Annotated in this window: 26 protein-coding genes and 2 pseudogenes; 10 read left to right on the forward strand and 18 right to left on the reverse strand. The window is 41.8% G+C overall.

What is annotated here, in order from left to right; translation table 11 throughout:
- Nucleotides 1–44 precede the first annotated feature (44 nt).
- Nucleotides 45–467 carry a WD40/YVTN/BNR-like repeat-containing protein gene (locus V8V91_RS23745; RefSeq protein ID WP_373397539.1) on the reverse strand — a complete coding sequence of 141 codons (423 nt, stop codon included), beginning with the start codon at nucleotides 465–467 and terminating at the stop codon, nucleotides 45–47.
- A gap of 557 nt (nucleotides 468–1,024) precedes the next feature.
- On the opposite strand from V8V91_RS23745, the gene V8V91_RS23750 reads away from it, so the two are divergent.
- The 3 genes from V8V91_RS23750 to V8V91_RS23760 all read left to right on the forward strand — a co-directional run bounded on the left by V8V91_RS23750 (nucleotide 1,025) and on the right by V8V91_RS23760 (nucleotide 2,155).
- On the forward strand, nucleotides 1,025–1,498 hold the full coding sequence (locus V8V91_RS23750; protein WP_373397540.1) for a hypothetical protein: 474 nt from the start codon (nucleotides 1,025–1,027) through the stop codon (nucleotides 1,496–1,498).
- A gap of 154 nt (nucleotides 1,499–1,652) precedes the next feature.
- The gene (locus V8V91_RS23755) at nucleotides 1,653–1,886 is read left to right on the forward strand and encodes a hypothetical protein (RefSeq protein WP_373397541.1); all 234 of its coding nucleotides are present in this window, start codon (nucleotides 1,653–1,655) and stop codon (nucleotides 1,884–1,886) included.
- Complete coding sequence (locus V8V91_RS23760; RefSeq protein WP_373397542.1) at nucleotides 1,835–2,155, forward strand: hypothetical protein; 321 nt, start codon at nucleotides 1,835–1,837, stop codon at nucleotides 2,153–2,155. The genes V8V91_RS23755 and V8V91_RS23760 overlap by 52 nt, the downstream gene beginning before the upstream one ends.
- A 5-nt stretch (nucleotides 2,156–2,160) precedes the next feature.
- Here V8V91_RS23760 and V8V91_RS23765 read toward each other — a convergent pair whose 3' ends face one another.
- Nucleotides 2,161–2,604 carry a lipocalin-like domain-containing protein gene (locus V8V91_RS23765; protein WP_159439202.1) on the reverse strand — a complete coding sequence of 148 codons (444 nt, stop codon included), beginning with the start codon at nucleotides 2,602–2,604 and terminating at the stop codon, nucleotides 2,161–2,163.
- 405 nt (nucleotides 2,605–3,009) lie between these two features.
- Here V8V91_RS23765 and V8V91_RS23770 point away from each other — a divergent pair, with 405 nt between their 5' ends.
- A complete protein-coding gene (locus V8V91_RS23770; protein WP_373397543.1) occupies nucleotides 3,010–4,026 on the forward strand; it encodes a phosphotriesterase in 1,017 nt (338 codons plus the stop codon).
- A 10-nt stretch (nucleotides 4,027–4,036) separates the two neighbouring features.
- Here the strand turns inward: V8V91_RS23770 and V8V91_RS23775 are convergent, their stop codons facing one another.
- Nucleotides 4,037–4,447, reverse strand: a complete 411-nt coding sequence (locus V8V91_RS23775) for a DUF4174 domain-containing protein (RefSeq protein WP_373397544.1) — start codon at nucleotides 4,445–4,447, stop codon at nucleotides 4,037–4,039.
- Nucleotides 4,448–4,622: 175 nt separating this feature from the next.
- Between V8V91_RS23775 and V8V91_RS23780 the strand changes: the two genes are divergently transcribed.
- The gene (locus tag V8V91_RS23780; protein WP_373397545.1) at nucleotides 4,623–6,191 is read left to right on the forward strand and encodes an L-serine ammonia-lyase, iron-sulfur-dependent, subunit alpha; all 1,569 of its coding nucleotides are present in this window, start codon (nucleotides 4,623–4,625) and stop codon (nucleotides 6,189–6,191) included.
- 25 nt (nucleotides 6,192–6,216) lie between these two features.
- Here V8V91_RS23780 and V8V91_RS23785 read toward each other — a convergent pair whose 3' ends face one another.
- From V8V91_RS23785 to V8V91_RS23815, 7 genes are all read right to left on the reverse strand, one after another.
- Nucleotides 6,217–7,110: a hypothetical protein gene (locus V8V91_RS23785; protein WP_373397546.1), complete on the reverse strand. Its 894-nt coding sequence runs from the start codon at nucleotides 7,108–7,110 to the stop codon at nucleotides 6,217–6,219.
- Nucleotides 7,107–8,255, reverse strand: coding sequence for a DUF6797 domain-containing protein (locus V8V91_RS23790; protein ID WP_373397547.1), 1,149 nt, complete (start codon nucleotides 8,253–8,255; stop codon nucleotides 7,107–7,109). Before V8V91_RS23790 ends, V8V91_RS23785 begins: the two co-directional genes overlap by 4 nt.
- A complete protein-coding gene (locus V8V91_RS23795) occupies nucleotides 8,210–8,512 on the reverse strand; it encodes a hypothetical protein (protein ID WP_373397548.1) in 303 nt (100 codons plus the stop codon). The genes V8V91_RS23790 and V8V91_RS23795 overlap by 46 nt, the downstream gene beginning before the upstream one ends.
- On the reverse strand, nucleotides 8,509–8,832 hold the full coding sequence (locus tag V8V91_RS23800; RefSeq protein WP_373397550.1) for a cytochrome c: 324 nt from the start codon (nucleotides 8,830–8,832) through the stop codon (nucleotides 8,509–8,511). Before V8V91_RS23800 ends, V8V91_RS23795 begins: the two co-directional genes overlap by 4 nt.
- A 366-nt stretch (nucleotides 8,833–9,198) precedes the next feature.
- Nucleotides 9,199–9,786, reverse strand: coding sequence for a M28 family peptidase (locus tag V8V91_RS23805; protein WP_373397551.1), 588 nt, complete (start codon nucleotides 9,784–9,786; stop codon nucleotides 9,199–9,201).
- Nucleotides 9,787–9,793: 7 nt separating this feature from the next.
- Nucleotides 9,794–10,582 (reverse strand): M28 family peptidase, encoded by a 789-nt coding sequence (locus tag V8V91_RS23810; RefSeq protein ID WP_373397552.1) that lies wholly within the window; start codon nucleotides 10,580–10,582, stop codon nucleotides 9,794–9,796.
- Entirely contained in the window at nucleotides 10,489–10,881 is a 393-nt protein-coding gene (locus tag V8V91_RS23815) for a hypothetical protein (protein WP_373397553.1), read from the reverse strand. Before V8V91_RS23815 ends, V8V91_RS23810 begins: the two co-directional genes overlap by 94 nt.
- A gap of 175 nt (nucleotides 10,882–11,056) precedes the next feature.
- Here V8V91_RS23815 and guaA point away from each other — a divergent pair.
- The 3 genes and pseudogenes from guaA to hemL all read left to right on the forward strand — a co-directional run bounded on the left by guaA (nucleotide 11,057) and on the right by hemL (nucleotide 15,716).
- Nucleotides 11,057–12,585: pseudogene (gene guaA / locus V8V91_RS23820) on the forward strand (glutamine-hydrolyzing GMP synthase).
- A 308-nt stretch (nucleotides 12,586–12,893) separates the two neighbouring features.
- On the forward strand, nucleotides 12,894–14,420 hold the full coding sequence (locus V8V91_RS23825) for an ABC transporter substrate-binding protein (RefSeq protein ID WP_373397554.1): 1,527 nt from the start codon (nucleotides 12,894–12,896) through the stop codon (nucleotides 14,418–14,420).
- 3 nt (nucleotides 14,421–14,423) lie between these two features.
- Complete coding sequence (hemL, locus tag V8V91_RS23830; RefSeq protein WP_373397555.1) at nucleotides 14,424–15,716, forward strand: glutamate-1-semialdehyde 2,1-aminomutase; 1,293 nt, start codon at nucleotides 14,424–14,426, stop codon at nucleotides 15,714–15,716.
- 180 nt (nucleotides 15,717–15,896) lie between these two features.
- Here hemL and V8V91_RS23835 read toward each other — a convergent pair whose 3' ends face one another.
- Together V8V91_RS23835 and V8V91_RS23840 are read right to left on the reverse strand one after the other, a co-directional pair.
- Nucleotides 15,897–16,286: a hypothetical protein gene (locus V8V91_RS23835; RefSeq protein ID WP_373397556.1), complete on the reverse strand. Its 390-nt coding sequence runs from the start codon at nucleotides 16,284–16,286 to the stop codon at nucleotides 15,897–15,899.
- 47 nt (nucleotides 16,287–16,333) lie between these two features.
- Nucleotides 16,334–17,017, reverse strand: a complete 684-nt coding sequence (locus V8V91_RS23840; protein WP_373397557.1) for a DUF3667 domain-containing protein — start codon at nucleotides 17,015–17,017, stop codon at nucleotides 16,334–16,336.
- A 92-nt stretch (nucleotides 17,018–17,109) separates the two neighbouring features.
- On the opposite strand from V8V91_RS23840, the gene V8V91_RS23845 reads away from it, so the two are divergent.
- Entirely contained in the window at nucleotides 17,110–17,463 is a 354-nt protein-coding gene (locus V8V91_RS23845; RefSeq protein ID WP_373397558.1) for a Spx/MgsR family RNA polymerase-binding regulatory protein, read from the forward strand.
- Here the strand turns inward: V8V91_RS23845 and V8V91_RS23850 are convergent.
- The 5 genes and pseudogenes from V8V91_RS23850 to V8V91_RS23870 form a co-directional block, all read right to left on the reverse strand.
- Nucleotides 17,460–18,842, reverse strand: a complete 1,383-nt coding sequence (locus V8V91_RS23850; protein WP_373397559.1) for a c-type cytochrome domain-containing protein — start codon at nucleotides 18,840–18,842, stop codon at nucleotides 17,460–17,462. The genes V8V91_RS23845 and V8V91_RS23850 overlap by 4 nt on opposite strands.
- The gene (locus tag V8V91_RS23855; protein WP_373397561.1) at nucleotides 18,835–19,650 is read right to left on the reverse strand and encodes a sugar phosphate isomerase/epimerase family protein; all 816 of its coding nucleotides are present in this window, start codon (nucleotides 19,648–19,650) and stop codon (nucleotides 18,835–18,837) included. The genes V8V91_RS23850 and V8V91_RS23855 overlap by 8 nt, the downstream gene beginning before the upstream one ends.
- A gap of 61 nt (nucleotides 19,651–19,711) precedes the next feature.
- Nucleotides 19,712–21,216, reverse strand: a pseudogene (locus V8V91_RS23860) (DUF1501 domain-containing protein).
- 1 nt (nucleotide 21,217) lies between these two features.
- Nucleotides 21,218–22,678, reverse strand: coding sequence for a DUF1553 domain-containing protein (locus tag V8V91_RS23865; protein WP_373397562.1), 1,461 nt, complete (start codon nucleotides 22,676–22,678; stop codon nucleotides 21,218–21,220).
- On the reverse strand, nucleotides 22,675–23,778 hold the full coding sequence (locus V8V91_RS23870) for a DUF1549 domain-containing protein (protein WP_373397563.1): 1,104 nt from the start codon (nucleotides 23,776–23,778) through the stop codon (nucleotides 22,675–22,677). The genes V8V91_RS23865 and V8V91_RS23870 overlap by 4 nt, the downstream gene beginning before the upstream one ends.
- 32 nt (nucleotides 23,779–23,810) lie before the next feature.
- Here V8V91_RS23870 and V8V91_RS23875 point away from each other — a divergent pair, with 32 nt between their 5' ends.
- On the forward strand, nucleotides 23,811–23,933 hold the full coding sequence (locus V8V91_RS23875) for a hypothetical protein (protein ID WP_373397564.1): 123 nt from the start codon (nucleotides 23,811–23,813) through the stop codon (nucleotides 23,931–23,933).
- Between the two features lie 142 nt (nucleotides 23,934–24,075).
- Here V8V91_RS23875 and V8V91_RS23880 read toward each other — a convergent pair whose 3' ends face one another.
- A complete protein-coding gene (locus V8V91_RS23880; RefSeq protein ID WP_373397565.1) occupies nucleotides 24,076–25,023 on the reverse strand; it encodes an NAD-dependent epimerase/dehydratase family protein in 948 nt (315 codons plus the stop codon).
- Nucleotides 25,024–25,155 lie beyond the last annotated feature (132 nt).

Raw genomic sequence — 25,155 nt, forward strand, 5'->3', positions numbered from 1 at the left:
TGCATAAACTATTTCAGGATTAGTCGGATGAACTAAAACCCGGCCTATACGACCTGTTTTTCTAAACCTTTGTGTTCCCAGGTTTTGCCTGCATCAGGAGAGAAGTAAATCCCATTTCCCATGGCATGGGCTGGTCTAATGATAAATGTTTCTCCGGTTCCTACCCACACCTGATTGGGGTCTGAAGGGGCCAGTTCCACCGCAGCTACGGAGGATATATCCTGATCATCGAAAATGGGGCGCCAGTTGATGCCCATGTCTTCCGTTTTCCAAAGTCCCCCAGAAGCAGCGCCAATATAGGCAACTTGTGGATTACCTGGTTCGCCTATTACCGCAATCGCACGATTGCCTTCAGGACCAATAAACCGAAACTGATGATTGTTTAATTGCTCATCAAGCGAGGATTGGGCCAGGGTAATGGTAGAGATTAAAAGGAGTGATAAAAAACTAAGTAATGCTTTGCTCATGGTCTGTGTGTTGTTTGGGAACTTTAAAATAAGGAATATTCCCTTAGGATTAATTTGAATTCTACCAATGGACCCAGTCAGCTTCTGTCTTTGGCTTTTTTGCTTTTCGTGATTTCAATCTCGAAAGGTATTCGTATGGGTAATAGTCCTATTCTCGCGCTTGAACCAGATTGGAAATCCGTCCTCTGATTGTTCCAATTCCTTAGCTGAAGTGCTAAAAGAATCCCTACCATCACAAACACAATCTCTTCAAAAGCATATTTTATATACTTTCTAGTTTTACCTTCTAAAAGTAGATTTTGGCGAATTTTTCAAAAGAAATTGATCATGGGTTAGTAGTTGTCATTATCAAGCCAAATGAATGCGTCTATTCATTAATGTCTGGCTTTTATACCCTAAACTACCCAATAATTTGTCATTCGAATTAAAGGATTTCCAGTTGAGGCCATTTTAATCAACAATAGAGTGTAAGATTTGGTCCTAGAAACTAGAATAGTTAAAAATCATCAAACTTTTTTGACTAAGGGTTTAAATACCTATTTTGTTAGAAATAGCTTATGATGAAACAAATTTTTTGGGTATTCCTGCTTTCTGCAATGTTGTCTTGCAGCGAAAAAGCCACCGACACGATCGAAACCAAAAACATTCCTGAACTAGTCGTGGTAGATAGTTTGGTGATTGATCGGCTGACCAAGCCCAGCTTGGTGGATGTGAAAACCGACCATTCGGAGTATTTATTTTATGATTGGAAGACTTCCGAATTTCTAAGAATCAGTCCCAATGGAGAAATTTTGGAATCCGCAAATTTGACCGGAGATGGAAAGAACAGCATGCAGGCTGGTTATTTTGTTGCTGCCAGGTATGGGAAGGATAATGAACTCTTGATTCAGACCATTTCTGGTACTTATGTGTATGACCTTGACTTTAGGTTAAAGGAGAAATGGGAGAATAACTATGAGCTGGTCACACGAACCGTAGGGGAAGTCCCGGTTTTGATACGAATGGAGATATTTTATACACCTTTTCCATAGAGGCAAGTGACCGGCCAGAAATCATAAAAAAGGAAGATTATAGCATAGCTTATCCTTTTATTACCCTAAGGGACATTGAAACCTATGAAGTCCTACAATCCGAATTTATTCCCAAAGAAAGTCAATTGGCTAAAAACCAGGCTACTATGCCAAATTGGATCCGCTGGTTCAGTTTGATGCCAATAAACTCTATCTCTTGTTTCCCAACTCTCCCGAGCTTTATGAGTACCAGTTGCCGGAATTAACCTTGGTTGATCAACTGGATTTAAATCCTGAGGAAAATTACAAGCTGATTGAGCCTGCCGAACTGGGAAGCAACCAAGAGTTTTTAAAAGCTTGGCAGCTGGAGAGTATATTAACTTCACCTTTTCCAATGGTTATTTATTGACTAGTTATTATAGTGCCGCTCCAAAAGAGGAGGTGGAAGCACTTCCAAAAGAGGTAATAGGAGGAAAGGAATTTATGGAATTGGTGGATCTATATAAATCAACACCTACGTATCAAATCTTTAAGGGGAAGGAAAAGCTTTGGGAAGGGGATTTTGACATAAAACTGAATATCATCAGGGATGTGATCTTCGCAAGCTATCTGCCTGGGGAAGATCCTGATGCAGTAGAGAAGGATGTGCAGACGATTTATTTTTATGAATTGAGGTAATAAGTTCAGGATTTAGGATTTTGAACAGTTAGGATTTTACGCCACACCAATTTATGCTTGTTTGGACCAATGAAATCAGTACTTAATATGAGTTGGTCATCCCTGAACTCAAATTTTCTGATTTGATTTTGACCGACCCAATTCGGGAATGAACTCATTTTTATTTGATGGACTACTTGATTAGAATGCGGGTGTACCTCATAATTCCCCGAATAGGCAATAAACCCCTTAAACGCTGCAAGAACTTCATTTGGTTGACTTTGAAGAGGGTCCTCAGATAGCATTAATGGCCGATTGTTTTTCATGATCATGACTGACATCTGTCCATGGCCATCATAATTTATTTTCCCTATGGCATCCTCTCCATAGGGAAATTCTATACTCCCATCTTCTTTCTCAATGGTCCATTCTTGTAGTTCCCAAGCACCAATAAATTGCGGGTCTTTCATGTTTTTCTGGTTTAATACACTCAATATGGTGGTATTTTAATGGATACTTTGCCGCGGATTCCAACACAGTACTTCCTATCCATAAATCACCATCCAACTCATTTATGATGGTAAGCCTTTCTCGTAAAATCTTGTAGAAAACCTTTTTTAATTAGTCCTTACATTCTAAAATATTCATTTTAATTGACTTGGAAGTAATGGCAGGTATTGACCTCCGAAAAATAATATTTAGGAAACCCTCAAGTTTACATGAATCCCAACTGTTTTTTTGCTTTTCGGGATTAGTAATTTCGAAGTATTTTAGGAAGATTTAGAATCCGATTTTTTTACTTGGAGTTGAGATCCATTGAAAAAGGTTCCTTATTACTAATCCGGAACAGTAAATTTGATTGAGCTATGAGAAATATGTTTTTCGCTTTATGCCTCCCGCTTTTAATAATCTCCTCTTGTAAGGAAAAAGAGACAGATGAAGGATCAGACTATCCTCTAATCAATACGGTAACAGGGCAAATTCCAATAGACTCCATGGGTTTGACGTTGATCCATGAGCATATGCTGGTGGATTTTATTGGGACAGATTCGGTTTCTCCAAATCGCTATGATCGGGAAGCGGTGATCAATAAAGTGCTTCCCTATTTATTGGAAGTAAAGCAATTTGGAGTCAAAACGATTTTTGACTGTACGCCTTCTTACCTGGCAAAAGACCCCTTGTTGTTGAAAGAACTTAGCGAAAAATCCGGAATCCGGATTGTGACCAATACAGGCTTTTACGGGGCCGTAGGCGGGAAATATTTATCAGATTTTATCTTTCAGGAAAATGCCTCTCAGATTGCTGACCGCTGGATCGCAGAATTTAATTCTGGTATTGATTCTACTGGAATCAAACCGGGATTTATCAAGATTTCTGTCAATGAAGAGGAACCCTTAAGAGAGGTAGATGCCAAGTTGGTAAGAGCGGCAGGCATAACACATGTGCAAACTGGCCTACAGATAGCTTCCCACACGGGAACCTGGAATACAGCGAAGCAAGAAGTTGAAATTTTACAAAATATGGGCATTGATCCTTCTGGATTTATTTGGGTGCATGCTCAGGCGGAACAGGATTTTCAGAATTACCTGGAAGCAGCCAATTTAGGGGTATGGATCAGTTTGGATGGAATAGGCTGGGGGCTGGACGAGTACGTGGATCGCCTGACCTTTGCAAAATCAAATGGTATTTTAGAACATATCTTGATCTCCCATGATGCAGGATGGTATGATCCATCCAAACCAGATGGAGGAGACTTTCAGCCCTTTACCAATATTTTTGAAAAGCTTATGCCTGCATTAAATGAAAAAGGATTTAAGCAGTCCGATTGGGATTTGCTGTTGATCGAAAATCCTAAAATTGCATTTGGAAAAGCACAGGAGGGAGATTCTTAGATCACTTTTCTCAAAACTGATTGTCTTTCTTCTTTCTTCGGATTTCAGACATCCGCATAGGCATTTGATCGATCGTTCTAAATAGACTTTCGCGAGTAAGTAGCTCATTTTTTCGGAGTTTAACTCCTCCATCCAACCCCATCAGAATCACCTCAAATTCGGAAGTTGGATTTTTGAGTTTTTCTAGATCTTTTCCAGCCTTTTTCCAATCCTCTCTTTCCTCTAGTCCCATTTTGTATTTCCCGGCAACGGATAGGTATACTGCAATTTTCCGTTCCTCCAATCCCTCAGGACCTTTTTTAAATTCCTCTATTTGTTTCTTGAATAAGGGATTGGTAGCATTTTCGGACTGAATAATTACCAATCTATCCTTCCATTGATGAGAGGAAAGACGTTGTGCATTGCTTGGGGAAATGACCATGAATAAAAATATGATGAAGAATAATCTCAAGTTGATCATACTCACCTAACTCAATTCAACCCAATTGGTTATAAAAAACTGAGGGAATCTATTTTTTCTGGGATCATTTCTGTCTCTAGATTATTGTCTTAATCGGTTAAAAATCAATATATTGAACTAGCTAATTATTGACCCTATGAGTTACCCAAGCATTTTCAACGACGTTCTTGGTCCCGTGATGAGAGGACCATCCAGTTCCCATTGTGCAGCTGCTTTACGAATTGGCAGGATTTGCCATGACTTAATGGATGGCCGTATTTCAACCATAGAAATTGATTTTGACCCCGATGGCTCATTGGCTACTACCCATAAGGATCAAGGTTCGGATATGGGCTTGTTTGGTGGCTTTTTAGGCTGGGAAGCAGACGATGAACGGTTAGTCCATTCAGAAATTCATTTAGGAGCTGCAGGGATTCAATATAAAATAACGATCAAAGAACTGGAGTCCAAACATCCAAATACCTATCAAATCACCTTAAGTAACCCTTGGGAACAACACCAAGTCATTGCCAATTCTACAGGAGGAGGAATGATTGAGGTAATAGAAATTGATGGAGTTCCGATCTCTTTGGCAGGAGATAAATACGTTACTTTGATTTACGCAAATGATTTAGCAATCGTGAATCATTATTTGGAGCAAACGGGGGTGTTGGAGGATTTTGATGTCATTGCTGGACCTGGGAAGTTTGTCATGTTGACCGGATTGTCATTTTTAGAAACTACCCTTCTGGAAGAATTAAAAGAGCTGGATGCTGTCTCCCAAATCAAACAGCTCAAACCGGTACTACCTATTCTGGCAAGCAAAAACCCTAAAGTACCCTTCATCACCTGTGATGAAATGTTCGCCTACAATGAAGACAAGAATTTAAGTTTGTGGGAATTGGCACTTAAATACGAAAGCATGCGGGGAAATATCTCTGAGGAGGAGGTGCTATCCAAAGCAAATTCTATTCGGATTATTCTAAAAAATGCAGTTGAAACCGGACTGAAAGGGACGGAGTTTGAAGATCGGATTTTAGGACCTCAATCGGTGAATTTCAAATCCATGATGGAAGGGAAAAAGCTGATCGATGCGGATGTGCTCAATCGGATTATCATGTACGTTTCTGCCATTATGGAAGTAAAGAGTTCCATGGGCGTCATCGTCGCCGCCCCTACAGCAGGATCCTGTGGAGCCATGCCAGGTGCAGTATTGGGTGTTGCTGATTCCTTGGGGCTTTCAGAAGAAGAAACCAATAAAGCCCTGTTAGTCGCTGGATTAATTGGAGTATTTATCGCTGCGCATTCCACCTTTGCTGCTGAAGTAGGAGGATGTCAGGCAGAATGCGGTTCAGGTTCTACCATGGCTGCTGCTGCCATTGTCAGTTTGGCCGGGGCCAGTTTGAAACAAAGTATTGCTGCCGCTTCCATGGCCTTGCAAAGTTCTTTGGGAATGATCTGTGATCCGATTGGAAACCGAGTAGAAGCCCCTTGTCTCAATAAAAACGTGATGGCAGCCTCCAATGCCTTATCCTGTGCTAATATGGCCTTGGCCAATTACGATCACTTGATTCCATTGGACGAAGTGATCGAAACCATGTATGCGGTAGGCAAAAGCATCCCAAATACTTTGAGATGTACCAATTTGGGTGGTCTTTCTATTACCAAAACTGCCAAAGAAATCGAAAGCCGATTGGAGCAAAAGCAATTCTTTAAAAGCTGCTAACTTTCCGTTTTCTTAACTCATGGTTTTACAAAGCTGAAGAATTTCCCAGTTGGTGAATGGTATTCTGTATGGAACCTACGAATTCTTTTCCATCCTCATCTTGAAGTTGGTACTGAATCTCCATGACCCAAGTAGGTTGGATATCAGGGATGCTCAATAAAACCGTTTTTCCATCTTTGTCCAATTCTACTTTTGATACGTTGATGGTCTTCTCATTGTAATGCTTGGATCCATAGTTTCTGGATCGTAACAAGTCCCAGGTTTTGACTGTGTAGTTTGAAATCTGCTGAACACTTTCCTCATCCAATGAGGCTGAAAATGTTAATTCAATGCCTGTTTGAGTGGCTTTGATTCCAATAGGAACAACTAGCGGTTGATCTACTTTTCTAATTCTATAGAGTCCACCTAATTGGGGTTGGGCAGAACCCCAGGCAGAAAGTCCACACAGGTATAGTTGTCCATCACCAGGGTTGAATCTCCCTCGCATGACTCCCGTAGAGAATCTTGGAATAGGTAATTCCACGATTCCTCCCTGGACTTGCTCTCCGACGGTTTCATAAGGAATCACAAATACTTTTCCATAGCCATAGGAGAGGTTCAAAAGCTTTCCATTGAGTGGCCCCCATTTTTCACTGTCTACCCAGAGAAGTTCAGAGGGAGATTGGTCAATATCCCTTTCCACCCAAACCAAGGGAAGCTCCATGCCACTCTCGGTACTGTCTTTCGGTGGGTTGTAGCCAAACATATTGCCGTAAAAACCACCTTCTTTGACCCAATTGATTCGGTTCATCGGATTCCAATGACCTTCCTGATCCGTTACGATAAAGGTCCCGTCGGGATTGAGACATACGCCATTGGCAGCACGAAATCCGCTGGCAATGATCTCCGTATTTTGTCCGTCTTTGCTTACCTTAATCAAGGTCCCATGTTGGGGGTCAGGGCTTCCCTGGCATGTCGACCACTCTTTGCATAATAAAAATTCCCCTCTTCATCCACTTGAAGTCCCATGGCAAATTCATGGAAGTGATCGGTGACCATATGGTCATTGTTGAAACTTTCGTAGAAATCTGTTTCTAGATCCCCGTTCAAGTCTTGAAGTCGAACCAGTTGGTCTCTACATGTTACAAAGATTTCCTCATTGACCACCTTGATTCCCAGGGGTTGGAATAGTCCCGAAGCGATTCTCTTCCAGCTCAGCTTTCCGGAATCTTCCAAAAACCCTTCTACAAGCCACACGTCTCCATCGGTAGAACAAATCACCCCTTTGTTGGGATCTTTGAAGAAGTCCAGCCCGCTCAGCCTGAATTGATTTTTCCAGGGACTATCAAAGGGTGGGTTCATGATGTCTACCTGAAATGGTCCATCTTGCGCACCCCTTAAAATTTCAGTGTTTAGCTTTTCAGGATACCTGGCAGGCCCACCTTTGGTGAAGCTACTTAAGTCTTCCGGTTTTGGAGCAGAGTTGGCCAATTCCTGTAGCCCAGCGTTTCCTGCCTGGGCCATCCATAATTTTAATTGGATGGTTTTCCCATTTTCAATAGTCAAGACATGGAAACCATTTTCCTTGCTTAAACTGGCACCTTCTCCTGTCAAGGCCACTGCAGTACTGCTCGGCGCTACTCTCATTTTTAGGGTTTCTTCCGAAGGGGTCAGGTGGAGTGTTCTGGTGAAAACAGGCTGATTTTCCAGCGTTTCCAAGCCAAAAGCCTCCAAAAGCTTGGCGTTTCCCACGGTGTAGGATAAAACTACCCGGTCCCCATATTGATAAAGCCCTTCGTAATGCGTCCATTCCTTGGGCAAAGGGCCAAACTTCCGTTGGTCCCGAGCTGTAAACCTGGGGTCTTCAAAACTTCCGGTCTTGGGGTTTGCCCAGCCGGGTGCTACTGGATTTTCAAAGTGAAGTTCACCAATGGTTCTTGGGGAGATATTGTGTCTACCATTGAATAAAATTGCCTCCCAATCAATAAAACCTTCTCCGGTCCAAGCCCCGGCTACACGCATCAGGTCATGGTCAAACATCATCCAGGCTTTTCCTGCCGCCACTCCTCCAGGGCCTTGATCCAATCGGATAGCAATGCCTTTGTATGCGAAATTTGAATTGACCAGATTTTCATCGGGGAGGGAGCTTTGCCTGAAGAGCGCTCCCTTGGAGCGGCATCCAAACCTGCCAACTCATAGGTGTTGATCAAGAAATTGCCATAATCCATTTCTGCCCAAGGCTTGAATTCCTTGGGTTCCGGACCTATGTTGGTTCCGACTGGTAAGCTTGCCAAGTAGGTGGAATCTACTTCAACGAATTGTCCCGGGTTTTCCTCTTTCAAAAAGTCTCTCTCAAGTAATTGATGAGATCATATTTTTCCACTGGGGTCAAATTGACTTGTGGAGGCATGGAGCCATAGCCCCGGGTCAGGGTTTGGTAGATGGAATAAGGATCTTTGCCCACCTTAAATTCGTCTTTCCAAAACTTAAAAGCATTCGGCATGGACCCTTCCTGGTCTGGGTTTCCATGGCAATTAAAGCAAATGTTGTTGTAAATATGTTCTCCGGTTCGAATGGACTCGCCTTGTCGATCTCCCCAGGCAGTAATCAACCGTTGATGGTCTAAGTTTTTTTCGAATGCCGGAAGATCTGACTTTGACAAAGTAAATCCGGAAGTACTTTTTCATCAGAATCCTTGTTGCTGGAATCACAGGCGTCAAAAATCAAGAGAAGAGAAAGAAGGCTTATTCCAAGGACCAGTTTTTTCATAGGTTGATTTGATGGGTTGATCAAAAAAGCGATTTCCTTCCTGCGCAATTGCGGGATAGGGATGATGAAAAATACATATTTCTCAGGGCGAATGGTACTATTCACGGAATTTTCTTTTGTAAAGAAAGTTGCTTCCTGTATAGATATTTACCAATCAAAAAAAATGAATAATAGGTAGAATCAATCAGATTCTAGATGGTTTTTGGAGGGAGATATTGGTTCCCTGATTATTGAAAGGTTAGCTCTCCCAATTGGTTTTTCATGGCCTCCTGCGCATCCAAGATTTTTTGATCGTGCCAGGATGATCTACTGTCAAAAGGTCTTTTACCGTATCCAAGGTTTTTACATAGTAATCTGACCAGGTATCGAGAATCTCTTGTTCCTCTTTGATAGATCCTCCTGCTGCTATTGAAGATTTGCTCAACTCATATTCCGTGGTTAATCTTTTCTGTGCACGGGCTGCGATTAACTCGACCATTTGCTCGGCTGTTTGATTATCTCCATTCAAAAGCGTGTAGGCCGAGACCAAAGCAGCAGTCCCAACATTGACCATGGTATTTTGGGAAACTTTGTCCAATCGATCCTGATCGGTATGGTAGAATTGGTCGGTAAAGTGCCAAAGTAATAAACCCGGGATGTCGGCTCTTAAAAATGGGGTATGGTCTGATCCTCCTTCAAAAGGGTTGGTTTTAACTACCCAATTTGCATAGGCGCCTTGCTCCTCAAAAACATGAATCATGAAATCATTCAGGTAATGGGGTTTCATATCTTCTTTTTCCAAAGGCCTACCGCCCCATTCTGAATGTTGGTCTTCTCCCCGGGTCCAAATGGCACTGGGATCAGGCATTTTTCGATCAGGAAGGTTCCCCCGGTGATCTCGGTATTTTCACCCACCATATCCAACGATATTCCCCAGTTGATTTCTGGTTCCCTTTTTCTTCTTCCTCAATGTATCTACGGGTAGAAATAATTTCATCTCCCCATAAAAAGGTCAGGGTTCTCTTTAAATCCAATTCACCCTTCTGGAAAAGATCTGCAGTAATCTGCGCCATTTCCAATTGAGTCCCAACGCCGGTAGCATTGTCATTGGCACCAGGTTCTTGGATATGCGCCGAGAAGACTAAACTTTCCATTGGAAGCTCAGAACCCTTTACATTTGCAACTACAGTCAGTTCTTCCGAATCATAAATCTTGGTTTGGATGTTGACATGTACAGAAACAGGGCCTTTTTCTAATGCTGCTTTCAGTTTTTCTTTGGCTTCGTAGGAAAGCGCCACTGCCCAAGCAGGTTTTTTGGCATCATATCGAAGACCTCTGAACTGAATGGATTTGGTGTTCTTGTTGGGTTGAAGGTAATCCGGCATATCATAGGTGAAGATTCCCAATGCCCCGCCTTCTTTCACAGCGGATTGAAAGGCACGGTAGCCTCCTTCGCCTGCAAATATGATTTTCCCTACTACATCCAGGCCTTTCAAGGCTTCTTTGTTTTCAACGTAAATAACTTCTGCCGTAATCCCCTCTTTTGGAGTGGAAGAAGAGTATTGGTACATCAAATGCCGATTGGTGGAAAAGTCCAACAGTTTCTCCGCTTGCCCAATAATTTGAACAGATCCATCCAGGGGTTCCCAGGTGGGTCTTTCCATTTTCTGGTTTCGATTCGGTAGGTCAAGCGATCTTCATTGGTAGCATCTTCCTCTAAAACATACCCCGCTTCTTCCAATTTGGAGGAGATACGGTACACCGTATTGTTGAACCCTGTATTTCCTGCTACCCTCCAATATTTTTCTACGAAGGCAACGGTTTCATAAGCCTCTTTTCCTTCAAATTTGGGTCTGACCAATTCGAAATAGGAATTGGTGGTTTGAAGAAGGCTCCTCTTTTGGGAAAAGACTGAAACAGATAGGATAAAAAGGAGCAGAAAAAGGATGCCTGACTTTTGCATAAGGAAAATCTCAATTCGTAATAAGCCGTAAATTTTATGGATTTTAGTTTGAGAACCTACTCGCTGAAGTAATTTGATCTATTGTTTTGGGGAGGATAGAAAAATAAACCAAACATTATTCGGTAAAATATTTCATATCATTTCCTCAATTTGCCTGACCTGCTTACCTTTGCGCATGGCAGAACAAATCCTAATCCTTGATTTCGGTTCTCAGTACACACAACTCATCGCCCGAAGAGTTAGAGAGCTGAACGTTTATTGTGAAATCCACCCCTATAATAAAGTACCAGAAATCACTTCCGATGTCAAAGGAGTGATCCTTTCAGGTTCTCCTTGCTCCGTAAGGGAAGCAGGTGCTCCTGATTTGGATTTGGATGTTTTAAGGGGAAAATTACCATTATTGGGCGTTTGCTATGGTTCCCAATTATTAGCTCAGAAATATGGAGGAGAAGTTCTTCCTTCTGAAATCCGGGAATACGGCAGGGCAAATTTAAGTCATATTGATACCCATTTTGACTTGTTGAAAGAAATGAGTCATGGTTCACAGGTGTGGATGTCTCATGGAGATACAATCAAGGAGCTTCCCGAGAATTTTGAAGTGATCGCAAGTACCGACTCCGTACGAGTAGCTGCATTCAAAGTAAAGGAGGAAGAAACCTACGGAATTCAATTTCACCCTGAAGTAACGCACTCAACAGAAGGCAAAAACTTACTTAGAAATTTCGTGGTTGGTATCTGTGGATGCGCGCAGGATTGGACTTCTGATGTATTTATCGATGCTACAGTTGCTGAATTGAAAGAGAAAATCGGATCTGATAAAGTGGTGATGGGACTTTCAGGCGGCGTAGATTCATCGGTAGCTGCTACCTTGATTCATCGGGCAATTGGTGATCAATTGACCTGTGTTTTTGTAGACAATGGATTGCTACGTAAGAATGAATTCGAAGAAGTGTTGGATTCTTACAAGCATATGGGCCTGAACGTGATCGGTGTTGATTCCAAACAGAGATTCTACGATGCTTTGAAAGGATTAACTGATCCAGAAGATAAAAGAAAAGCGATAGGTCGTGTTTTCATCGAAGTGTTCGATGATGAAGCACATAAAATCGAAGGGGTAAAATGGTTGGGGCAAGGAACGATCTATCCGGATGTGATTGAATCTGTATCAGTGAAAGGTCCATCTGCAACGATCAAATCTCACCATAATGTGGGAGGATTACCCGATTTCATGAAGCTTTCTGTAGTAGAGCCATTGAATACCTTGTTCAAAGATGAGGTTCGTGAAGTAGGTAGGGCATTGGAAATTGTGGAAACAATTATTGGTAGACACCCATTCCCAGGGCCAGGTTTAGGAATCCGGATATTGGGAGATGTCACAGCTGAAAAAGTTAAAACCTTACAGGAAGTAGATCATATTTTTATTCAAGGTCTGAAGGATCATGGTTTGTATGATCAGGTTTGGCAAGCAGGTGCAATGTTGCTGCCCATTCAGTCGGTAGGGGTAATGGGAGACGAAAGAACCTATGAAAAGGTGGTTGCATTGAGAGCAGTAGGCTCCGTAGATGGAATGACTGCAGATTGATCCACTTGCCGTATGAGTTTTTGGGCAAAATCTCCAATGAAATTATCAACCGTGTCAAAGGGGTAAATAGAGTTGTCTATGATATCTCTTCCAAGCCACCGGCAACGATCGAATGGGAATAAACCCTTAGGGCGTTTTTGGAGCCACGAAGATCTTGTAATACAAACGGTTGTATTATATATTGTTAAAACCCGAAGTAACAGCTTCGGGTTTTTCATTTTGATTAGCTTTCGGCCTAAACTTTGGGTTTGAAAATATTGGGTTAAATTTGCAAACCCTGTTTTGATGTTCGATACACTTTCAAATACATGAGAAAATATTTCTTATTACTTTCCGCGTTTTTCATAATCACCGTCAATTTTGCACAAAATATTCCTGCGGATTATCAAAAGGCCCAAAATTTCCTGAATTCAAAAATTACTGGGAGGCCATGCCTTTGTTCCGAGAGTTTTTGGATGCAGATAAATACGGGAACCTTTCCAATTATGCGGCATTCCATATTGGTGAAGCAGCTTTGGGTGCCAATCAGCCGGAGCAGGCTATCACAGCCCTTCGTTTGGTATCCGAAAAGGTTTGGACAAAGTCAGATGAATCTAAGTACTTATTGGCCTTGGCTTATTTCCAAAACCAACAAAATCAAGAGGCCTTGAAAACCATCAAAGGAATCAAGAAAGAATCTGTGAGGGAATTGGCAGAGAATGCAACTTTCGAATACCTCAAGCAGACCAGTGCCAGCTTTATGGTAGCCAATCTGCAAGAATTCAAAGAGAATAAAGGATATACTGCCGCCCTTAAAATGGTTTTGGAAAGCCAGACGATTTTGTCAGCAACGGAAAGAGCAGCCTATTATGAACTTCAGGGAAACGCGCAGGGAGTAAATGCTGTCAAAGACATGGTCCTGGATTTTGTGGTGATATTGCCTTTTACAAGTTCCCCAAATGCACCTGCTTCTTCCGTGGAGGCCTCCAGTTTTGTGTTTGAGTTATTTCAGGGAATCAAGTTCGCAGTCAATCGATTGCAAGAGGAAGGAAAGCAAGTAACGCTTCATACCTTTGATTCCAAGCGCGATATGAATCATTTGAGTGAGCTTTTGAAAGATCCGGTCATGGCAAAAGCCGATGCAATCATTGGACCTATCTATCAGGATGAAGTGGATTTGGTGAGTTCTTTTGCTGAATCTTCCAAAATTCCATTGATTCACCCACTTTCTAATTTGGGAGAGCGATTTGAAAATACGGAATATAGCTACCTTTTTAGACCTTCTGTGGCCTCTCTTTCCAGAGGAGTAGTAGATGCATTGAAGAAGCAGGATTGGGGAAAGAAAGTAGCGATTGGATACAGTGGAAGTTCCCGGGATGAAAGAACAGGTCTTCTATTGAAAGACCAGCTGACTGCAGCAGGATTTTCAGTCATCGATGAGCAGCAAGTCAATCCCCGCAATGTGATTGACTTCCTACAACGACAAGGCATTAGAACAGGGATGGATAGTGTGGAATTGGAGGTAGATCAAATCATTTTATTAACGGATGATCCATCGATTGCCCAGCCTACCTTTGGATTGATGGAATCGGTGAATGCTTCAGTGCCATTTTTGGTAATGGATTCCTGGTTGGGATTCAATTTTGCGGATTATGAAATGCTGGAGTTTCCCAACTTCCATTTTATTTCCAATAATACACCCAGGTTCCATGCGGAAGCCATGCAGCAGTTTAAGGATAATTTCTATGCCCAGAACCTAGTATATCCGAGCTTAAATGCAACTATCGGGAGGGAATTGGTGTTTTGGTTATCTTCAAATATGGGTCCAAGCAAGGGCTTTGATTTGAGAAGGAATTTGGATCAGTCCGCCTTCCAAACAGGTAAAGTGACTTGGGGATTTAATTTCCAGAATAGCAATAATAATCGATATGTCCCTGTATTCAAGATGGAAGAAGGGGAATTGAAACCATTACAGTAATACATGCAAATTTCAGAAAGTAAAAGGCTGTTTGCCCATGCTCAACAATTCATTCCGGGAGGCGTAAATTCTCCTGTCAGGGCATTTCGTGCAGTGGGAGGAGAGCCTCTATTTATCAAGAAGGCAGAAGGTGCCTATTTGATGGATGAAGATGGAAACCAATTCATTGAACTAATCAATAGCTGGGGGCCTATGATCTTGGGACATAATCATCCCATGATTAAAGAAGCTGTATTAAAAGCCATGGAAGATGGTACTTCCTTCGGAGCTCCAACTGCCAAAGAAATTGAAATTGCTGAATTAATAGTCAGTATGGTTCCTTCGGTAGAGAAAGTACGAATGGTAAACTCGGGAACTGAAGCGACTATGTCAGCAATCCGAGTAGCCAGAGGTTATACTGGCCGTGATAAGTTTATCAAAATGGAAGGGAATTATCATGGACACGGAGACTCATTTTTGATTTCAGCAGGATCTGGAGCCATGACCATGGGGAATCCAGATTCCCCTGGTGTGACAAAAGGAACAGCCAAAGACACTTTGTTGGCGCCATACAATGATTTGGAAGCCATAGAAACATTGGTAGCTGCAAATAAGGGAGAAATTGCTGCCTTGATTTTAGAGCCAGTGCCAGGAAATATGGGACTTTGTCTTCCTAAAGCCGGATACCTTCAAGGCCTTCGTGATATTTGTACTCGAGAAGGAATTGTATTGATTTTTGATGAGGTGATGACCGGATTCAGATTGGCAAAAGGAGGAGCCCAGGAGCTTTTTGGAGTAATTCCTGATATGACTACTTTGGGTAAAATCATCGGTGGAGGAATGCCAGTAGGGGCTTATGGTGGTAAGAAAGAAATCATGGAATTTGTTTCTCCTTCAGGACCTGTTTACCAGGCAGGAACATTGTCTGGAAACCCCATTGCCATGGCAGCTGGATTGGCCATGTTGAATCATCTCAATACGCATCCAGAAGAATATGCCAGATTGAATCATATTGGTGAATTGATCTCTGGTGGAATCATGTCAATCAATAAGGAGCTTGGTTTGAATTATACGGTCAACAGGCTAGGAAGCATGTACTCTATGTTCTTTACAGATCAGGAAGTGTATGATTTTGCTACCGCTAAGGAATCAGATACGACCCTTTTTGGGAAATACTTCCAAGCCATGTTGAAAAGAGGAGTATACCTAGCTCCTTCCCAATTTGAAAGTTTGTTTTTATCCACTGCCTTATCGGATGAATTGATCCATAAAATTCTTCAGGCACATCGGGAAAGCATGATTGAACTGATGCACTAATAGAGACCGGCTTTGAGCCGGTTTTTTTATTTCAATCCTAAAATAATTTTTAGAAAACCTGCCAAAAATACCCAATAATGGGTATTTCGCTGCATATTCATAACCCGTACCTTTGATCCAGTTGATAAGTTTTAAAGAAGAGGTTGCTTAGTTTAACTTGATATTTAACCCATTTTTCTTCTATTTTTTGGGAACCTGTTTCATGCAGGTTTTCTTTTTTAAAAAGGTTTTCAGGGAAATGTCTAACTCCAAAATCATCGCGAAAGCCAAGCCTGTAAAATAAAATAGGCCCAGGAACCAGAATTTTAGTAGGGTTTTAAACCATCCTTGTTCGGATACCTTCAACATGGATACATAGGTGTAAGTAGAGACTCCGATAAAGGCCAATAAGAAAATCAATGGGATCGCTATTTGTAATTTTGCCATCCATAGAATAGCCAATCCATAAAGAAGGTAGGCAAAGGAATGAATATGAAGTCCATGGATTAAATGTTCTACATAATATTTCTTACTTCGGATGTTTAAAAGCCACAGGAGAAAAGCAAAGAAAGGCAATAATAAAAACATCATCAAGGGAAGGTTCTGGGCAGCACTTGAAATGAACAGACTGGAATTGGCTATAAATCTCCTTTTTGAGGCACATCCAGGCCAACCGAAACATTGAAGGAGGTTTGGGATAACGCCTCAGAAAAGGTAGAGTCCGAAACTTCCGGATCAATGGACAATGCCCTTAGGCTTTTCCAACTATTTTGGGAGCTTTTTATGGAATCTTGAACCAACTGATCAATATTTTCCAGGTTTTCGGCATTCAATTGCATGGAGTCAATAGTGATTCCAAGTTCTTTTACTTCATCCAGTTTACCTGTTTTCTTGAGAGAATCAAATGTTTTACCCGCTCTCGAATTGATCTTCATTAATCCCTGACTGTCTTCATTAATCCCTTCTGCGGTGATTTCTCCACTCATGATCCGATCTACTAGATCTGCTGGAATGACCATGGAGACAATGAAAAAATAAAATAGGGAAGTGATTAAATACAAGCGGATAGGATGAATATATTTTCTTCTTTTTCCTTCATTAAATGTGTTGGTTAGCTTCCCGGGATGAAATAAGAAAACCGGTAGGGTTTGGAAAAAGACCGTTTCGAAGTTTAAATAATTGGAAATAAAATCTTTTAAAAAACGGATAATGGTAACCCTCTGGTCCACGTTTTCTTGCCCACAAAATGAACAGAAATTATCTGCATTCGTGAGCTCTTTGCCGCAATTGAGGCAATGATCCAGTTTTCTTGAGTCTTTCAATCGATGGTTTTTTTCAGGAAAGTTAATCTATCAGGTTCAAATTAATACAGCTTTCGACATAACCCTTAAATTTGTTTGAAAATAAAAGCAACATGGCAGTAAAAGTATACGGAATCAAGAATTGTAATACCATGAAAAAAGCATTTGACTTTCTTCAGGAAAAGGGAGTTGACTACGAGTTTTTCGATTACAAAAAACAAAAACCTTCCAAAGAATTATTAGAAAGTTTCTTGACCAAGACGGATTTGGATTCATTGATCAACAGGAAAGGAATGACCTTCCGAAAATTGGATGATCAAACCAAAGAGTCCTTAAATGATGCTTCCAAAGCAATAGCTTTGTTGATTGATCACTCCAGTATGATCAAACGCCCTGTCATCGTCTATCCGAATGGAGCTTTGACATTGGGCTTTGATCCAGAGGCGATCAGTGAACAGTTGGCTTAATACTCAATCGTATCAGTTGGGAGAGGTGGAAGTTGATAGAGCTCATTCTCTAGGTAGAAGCTGAGGTCCTTTGGGATTTCAGCTTCTGATAGGGGTGTTTCAAAGGCAAACACTTTTTCCAAAGAAGGATGATTATTGAGGAGATTCAGTTGGTCAAAACTGATGGCCGTGTTATTCAGATAAAGATTTTTTAAATGCTGATTTGAATTTAAAGCAGCTAAGGTAGAACCTGAAATCCCTGTTTGGTTTAATTTCAAAACAGTCAAATTGGGAAGGCTGGAAATGCTGTCCAGGATGGGGTCTGTAATTTCTGTGCCTGTCAAATCAAGGTAAACAATTTGGTTTTTTACAGGGGTTAATTTAGTCCAGTCCTGATTGCTAAAGTCTTGAAAATTGATACATGAAATGAGCAACCAGTTCGACTCTTCGGATACCTGTTCGGCAAAAAATCCCTCAGATTTTAATTGATCAAGGGTTTCTGCCGACGCGGCTTCTACTAGTTGTTCTGGGTAAAACGGCTTTTCAACCCGATGAAAGAAAGGTTCCAGGGTTTCTGCTGAAATAGTGGATTCTCCAAGTTTGGATTCTTTGGTTCCTCCTAGCTCTATCCATGCTTTGATTAATTCTATGGCCTCTTTTTGAGGTTGTCTTTTTTCCTCAGGGGGCATATGGTCCTCATCGTCCTTGGGTAGAATCAACCGAGCGTACAAGGAGCTTTCCTCAGCATTCCCTGCCATTAAAACACTTCCTCCTTCCCCACCTTTCAATAGCGCTTCGAAAGAGGTCAGGTCTAACTCTCCTTTTAAATTTTTGGGGTTATGGCAGCTTTTGCAATTCTGATTGATAATAGGTTGCACCACCTGATCATAATAAGCCAATTGCTCCCATCCTTGTTCGGGGATGACCAACCCTTGGTCAGCCTGCAAATCTACGCCCATGAGTTCCTGGACTTCCGGAGGTAACACTTCAATAAGGTATTCTTCTCCATGGGTAATATTTCCTCCCAAATGTCCAGTAAGAAGCATCAGGCCAAACAGCCCTGTGGATTTCCATTTTAAATGTTTTGGAAATACGGACTCCTTGTTGACTTCGTAAAAGAGCCAAAAGGAAGCTAGCGCAGTGGACCAACCTAGCATAAAGTGAAACTGGACTGTATCCCATGTGAATCCTTCGTATTGGTATTGAAGAAAACCTGAAACCGAAGAAAGGACTGCAGCGATTCCTCCTAACAGAAAAGCAAGCCGGATCGCATCCAAGTGTTGATTGGAGTCTTTTTTAGAAAGAAAAACAAGGATGATCCCGAATGCCAATATGCCTATGGGAAGGTGAACAAGGATAGGATGAAACCTTCCGAATAGCGGTAAAATGAAATCAATCATGTGCGAAACGGGCTTGAATTGCTTTCATGATATATACATTGGCTTCCCATTGATCTGCAATGGGTTTATTGGTAAATGGAATGGTCGGTAAATACGGTGGAGGACCAAATTCCGTGGTAATGGTAAAAATTTCACCGTTGGAATTCCGGATGATTTCTTCCCAAATATCCAGGTGAACCTTTACTGCATTTTCCCATTCAGGAGCGGCTGGATTATTGATTTGTGGTCCTTCAGCAAAACCCACCCGAGCATGAATATGATGGACAGCGGGCATGATTTTTTGAAGGTTGGGATCGTTTTTGGAGATCAAGCGTTCGTGCACTACCATCCAATGGCTGATATCCAAGGTGTATTTTAGATCAGGAAATCGCTCCAACATGGCAACAGCTGCAGGCAAGGTATAGGAAAATCTTCCTCGATGGGTTTCGTGGATGATCGGAATTCCAGATTCTTTGGAATAAGCATCAGCTACTTTTATAAATGCCAAATTTTGTTCAGAAGTCCAGAAATCATTTCCCGTGTGGTTATTGACCTTGACTGGTTTCCAGGATAATATCTCTTTCAATCCTGCTTCATAGGATTGTAATGCCTCCTCAAATGGAAGTCCTCTATTGGTCCCGTGGAGGAAAATGACTTTGAGTTGATACTTTTCCAGTCCTTCTTTTAGGGTTGCTCTAGCTTCATCAGATCCTGGCATCCAAACTTCAATACCATCATATCCATCGGATTTTACCTTGGCCAAAAACTCATCCATAGGCAACTCATTTCCCCAATCAGTCTGGAAGAACATCAGTTGATGTTGGGCCAATAGGGTAAGGGGAATAATCCTAATACCAGGAGCAGGATTATCTTATTGATCAATCGCATGTTTATGCTAAAATTTTTCTTATTAATTCTCCTTCTACATCAGTTAGTCTGAAAGGCCTTCCTTGGAATTCGTAGGTAAATTGCTCGTGGTCAAAACCCATTAAATGCAGAATGGTCGCATGAATATCATGTACGGATACCTGTTCACCTATCCCAGAGAACCCAAAGTCATCGGTCAGTCCATAACTGGCTCCTTTCTTGATTCCGCCGCCTGCCATCCACATGGTAAAGGCATCACCATGGTGATCTCTTCCCAAAAAGCTTTGGGTTTTTCCTTCACGGTTTTCCTGCATGGGAGTCCTCCCAAATTCACCACCCCATACCACCAAGGTATCTTCCAGTAACCCTCTTTGTTTTAGATCCAGTAGAAGTGCAGACATGGGACGATCAATCTCTCTACACTTATTTCTAAGCCCCATATCGATGGAACCGTCGTGATCAGTACCATGCGTATCCCAGCCCCAATCGTAAAGCTGAACAAAACGAACTCCCTTTTCCACCAGTTTTCTGGCCAACAAGCAATTGTTGGCAAAAGACTCTGTACCGGGTTTGGTTCCATACAGGTCATGGATGTACTCAGGTTCATCATTGATGTTCATTACCTCAGGTACCTCAATCTGCATCCGGTAAGCCATCTCGTACTGATTGATTCTAGCTAGAATCTCAGGGTCTCCATAATTTGTGAATTCCTCTTTATTGACCTTGTTGATGGCAGAAATCAAGTTCTTCTTCATGTCCCTGGACATTCCGTCTGGGTCTTGAAGGTAAAGTACTGGATCGCCCTTGGATCTACATTGAACACCTTGGTAAACGGAGGGAAGGAATCCACTTCCCCAAACGCTTTTTCCTGCATCGGGGTTTTTCCTCCTGAGGTCAATACCACAAAACCGGGTAAGTTTTGATTTTCTGTACCTAGTCCATAGGTTACCCAGCTACCTAAACTTGGACGACCTAGCCTTGGGCTTCCAGTCTGCATGAAAAGTTGGGCAGGTCCATGATTGAATTGATCGGTATGGACTGCCTTTAAGAAAGCAACCTCATCGACCACTTTGGAGAAGTGGGGTAAGAAGTCAGATACCCATGCACCTGATTCTCCATGTTGTGCAAAGTTGGCTTGAGGTCCCAATAAATTCGGAACCCCGCGGATAAATGCAAATGTTCTTCCTTCTAATAGGGATTCCGGGCAGGGTTGGTTATGGTATTTTGCCAATTCAGGCTTGTAGTCAAATAACTCCAATTGCGAAGGGGCTCCTGCCATATGTAGATAAATAATCGATTTGGCTTTCCCTCCATAAGGAGGAGGTAATGGAGCTAATGGATTTAAATCCCGCTGGCTTAAATCAAGGCCACCAGATTGTTTGGCAGTATCTGTGTTGCAACCAAACATCAAAGGTGCGAGTGCCAAACCTCCCATTTTACTAACACAATCCATTAGAAAATGTCGTCTGGTTTGCCTTTCCAGCTTTTGCTGGGTCAGCTCGTTTACTAACTTTTCGACTTGTTTCATGTTAAGGTTTGGTTAGAAATTCATCCAAATTCAATAATGCGTTTGCCACTACGGCCATGGCTGCCAGCTCAGGGGTTGTCTCCACATCCTCTAATTTTATAAAAGCATGCATGGAGGCTGTATCTTTTTTAAACTCTTGATAAGAGCTTTCATACAAAGTGGTCAAGGCATCTAGTTTTTGATCACTTATAGGGGTTAGCATCAATTGCTCATATCCAAATGCGATTGCTTTTGAAGGGTTTGAATCTTTGGCCTTCATGATTTTACCCAAATTTGCAGCAGCTTCTAAATAGACTGGATCGTTTAGCGTCACCAAGGCTTGGAGAGGGGTATTGGTGACGATTCTTCTACTTAGACACACCTCCCGACTTCCTGCATCAAAAGTGATGAAAGAAGGGTAGGGGCTTGTTCTTTTGATGAAGGTGTATATTCCTCTTCTATATCTGTCTTCTCCTTCTGCTTCCGTCCAGGATTCTCCGTTATAAACGGTCTGCCAAATTCCTTCCGGTTGAGGAGGTTTCACGCTTGGCCCAAACATCTTAGGGGAAAGTAATCCAGCTACTGCCAAGGATTGATCGCGAATTTGCTCTGCACTCAAACGCACTCTAGGCCCTCGGGCATACCATTTGTTTTGAGGATCTATCGAATAAAGAGCCGGAGAAACCACCGAACTTTGCCTGTAGGTTCTGGAAGTGACGATTTCCCGGATGAGTTTTTTCATACTCCAGTCATATTCGTTCATCGTGACCCAAGCCAGGTAATCCAAAAGTTCAGGATGGGAAGGAGGGTCAGACTGTGTGCCCATGTCTTCTAAGGTGCTGACCAAACCTCTTCCAAATAGTTGATCCCAAATTCGATTTACAAATGTTCTGGAGGTTAATGGGTTTTCCTTATCCGTCAACCAATACGCAAATCCCAGTCTGTTTTTGGGCCATTCCTCTTTCCATGGATTCAACTCATCAGGGGTGTTGGGATTCACCTTGTCTCCAAGAACCAACCAATTCCCACGTTCGAAAACTCGGGTTTCCCGCTTCATGTAATCCGGATTTTCGATCAGGATCGGAAGCTTCGTTCCTTTGAATTTCAGTAAGTCTTCCCAGGTTTCTTGAATGGGTTTATATCCTTCTTTTTCTTTTCCCGGAAGGGTAGGGACAAATGCAAACCAAACTATGGCAGAAGTATTTTGCTGGGGTTTGGCATTTGGGCTAACTACCGAAATGTATAAATCATTGATACCATAAATTGGTTTGAAAGGAAATGCTGAGATGATTTCGCCATTCGTTTTATTAATAGTGAAGGTACTCAGAACTTCTCCTTCAGGACCGTCTTTTTGGATGGTTATTTTACTCCCATCAATTCCTGTCCGATAATTCATTAGTAATTGATCTGACCCTTGCGTATCAATATTTCTCAAATAAGCAGAACCTCCAGGCCACATACCCAGCCATTTGGTATCGATCAATTCAGCTTTGTCAAAATCCGTCGCGATATGGGCCTCATATTTTGGCTCAAAAAGGTTAAGAATTCCTTTCTTTTTCTTGCCTCTTCAGCTCCTTGTAAATCCTGTACCCAATTCACAATATTCGCTACATCCATTTTTTCCTCATCCGAATAAAACCGGAGTTTCGGCTCTTCGTCATGGGTGTCTTCATCACGGGTATTATTGAAAAAAGCGGCAGATTCATAAAACTCCTCCTGCCTGATAGGATCGTAAGGATGGCTATGACATTGTACACAGGCCATGGTGGTACTCTGCCATACTTCATAGGTGGTATTTAGTCGATCCAACACGGCCGAAACCCGAAATTCCTCATCTTGCGTTCCACCTTCATCATTATTCATGGTGTTTCGGTGGAAGGCAGTAGCTGTTAATTGCTCAGTGGTTGGGTTAGGCAATAGATCACCTGCCAATTGCTCAATGGTAAACTCATCGAAAGGTTTATCCTTGTTGAACGAATTGATTACATAGTCCCGGAAAGGCCAAAGGGTTCTTGATACATCCCGCTCATATCCTTTGGTATCCGCATATCTTGCCAAATCCAGCCACCAGCTTGCCCAATTTTCTCCATATGTAGGTTGCTCCAATAAATAATCGACTGCTTCCTCATAGGAAATCTTCTCTTTCTCATAAAGTGCCACCAACGAATCGGAAGGAGGCAGGCCAGTAATGTCTAAGGAAACCCTCCTTAAAAGTTTGTTGGGGTTTTCTTCTTGAGAAAATTCCAAATTCAATTCTTCCAGCTTTTCCTCTACAAAAAAGTCGATTGGATTGGAATTTGAAATGGTGTTTTCCGAACCGATGCCAGCTTCCAGTTTGATTTCTTGGGCAGCAGGCTCCTGCACCGGTTCATAGGCCCAATGTTTTCCCCATTTTGCACCCTGTTTAATCCAAGATTTAAGCAAATCAATTTCTTCTTGGGAAAGAGGTGCTTTTTCATAGGGCATCCTAAGCTCAGGATCAGATTCCGTCAGTCTTTTAATTAATTCACTGTTGTTTGGGTCTCCAGGAATGATCGCAGGATGACCAGATTCTGTAACTGCTAATGCCTCATTTTCAAACAATACACTAAATCCACCACTTTTTTTACCCCACCATGGCAGGATATGCAGTGTTTGTTCAAGATGGGTTTGATTTGGGTACTAAAGTCTACTTCCTGGGTTTTTCCAAAGAGAAGAAATCCCATTACAGTCAGGATGACCGCTGTAGTAAGAAGTAATATGATGCGATTGTTTGACATGGGTTTAATACTGATTCGAAAAATAGTTATTTTAAAACTACTTCAAAAATCAAGTCCACACTCATATCAAAATAGACCAAAAAAAAGACTTGAAAGGAATGTTTCAAGTCTTTTGAGTTTCTTAAAAAGAAAAATTTGGAAGGTTTTCCAAAATGTCTTTGGTCATCTTGTCCAGGTCATAGTCAGGTTTCCAACCCCAGTCGTTTTGGGCTGGGCTGTCATCGATGCTATCCGGCCAGGAATCGGCAATTGCTTGTCTGAAATCTGGATTGTATTCAATTTCAAAGTTAGGATAATGCTTCAAAATACTTTGGTAGATGTCTTTTGGAGCAAAGCTGATCGAAGAAAGGTTATAGCTGGACCTTATTTTAACTGATTCAGAAGGGGCATGCATAAGGTCCAAGGTGGCTTTGATGGCATCAGGCATATACATCATGGGAAGGTAACTGTCTTCTCTCAGGAAGCAATTGAATTTTTCGCCTGCAATAGCTTTATGATAAATATCTACTGCATAGTCAGTAGTTCCACCTCCCGGTAAAGATTTGTATCCAATCAACCCTGGGTATCTCAGGCTTCTTACGTCCACATGGTATTTTTGGAAATAATACTCGCACCATCTTTCGCCCGCCTGCTTAGAGATCCCATATACGGTATTGGGTTCTTTTACACAATACTGTGGGGTATTGATTTTGGGAGTGTTTGGACCGAATACTGCTATGGAAGAAGGCCAATAAACTTTTTCCAGTTTAAATTCTCGAGCCATTTCCAACACAAAAAGCAGGCTGTCCATATTTAAATCCCAGGCAAACAATGGTTTTTTCTCCCCTGTAGCGGAAAGTACTGCTGCTAGGTGATAAATCTGCTTTACATTCTCCTTTTTAATCAAATCTTTGGCAGCTTCCTGATCCATGATATCAAGCACTTCAAACCGGCAATAATCGAACTTGGATTTTGCTGCTTCATTTAAGTCCGTGGCGATAACTTGCTCACCACCATACATGTCGCTTAGAGATTTTGTCAGTTCGGAACCAAGTTGTCCTGCAGCTCCGATTACAAGGATTTTTTCCATTTTAAATTCTTTCAAAAATCACCCAAAGCCCTGCTTTAGGTTTTTGTTTATATTTGGGAATGCGATGGCAAAAGTAAGAAAAATCTAAAGTCTTGCAGGACTTTTTGATTGATGGCTAAAGAAAGTATTTGA

Origin of the sequence: Algoriphagus halophilus, from assembly GCF_041729275.1 — a bacterium.
In the GTDB taxonomy this organism is placed as follows: domain Bacteria; phylum Bacteroidota; class Bacteroidia; order Cytophagales; family Cyclobacteriaceae; genus Algoriphagus; species Algoriphagus halophilus_A.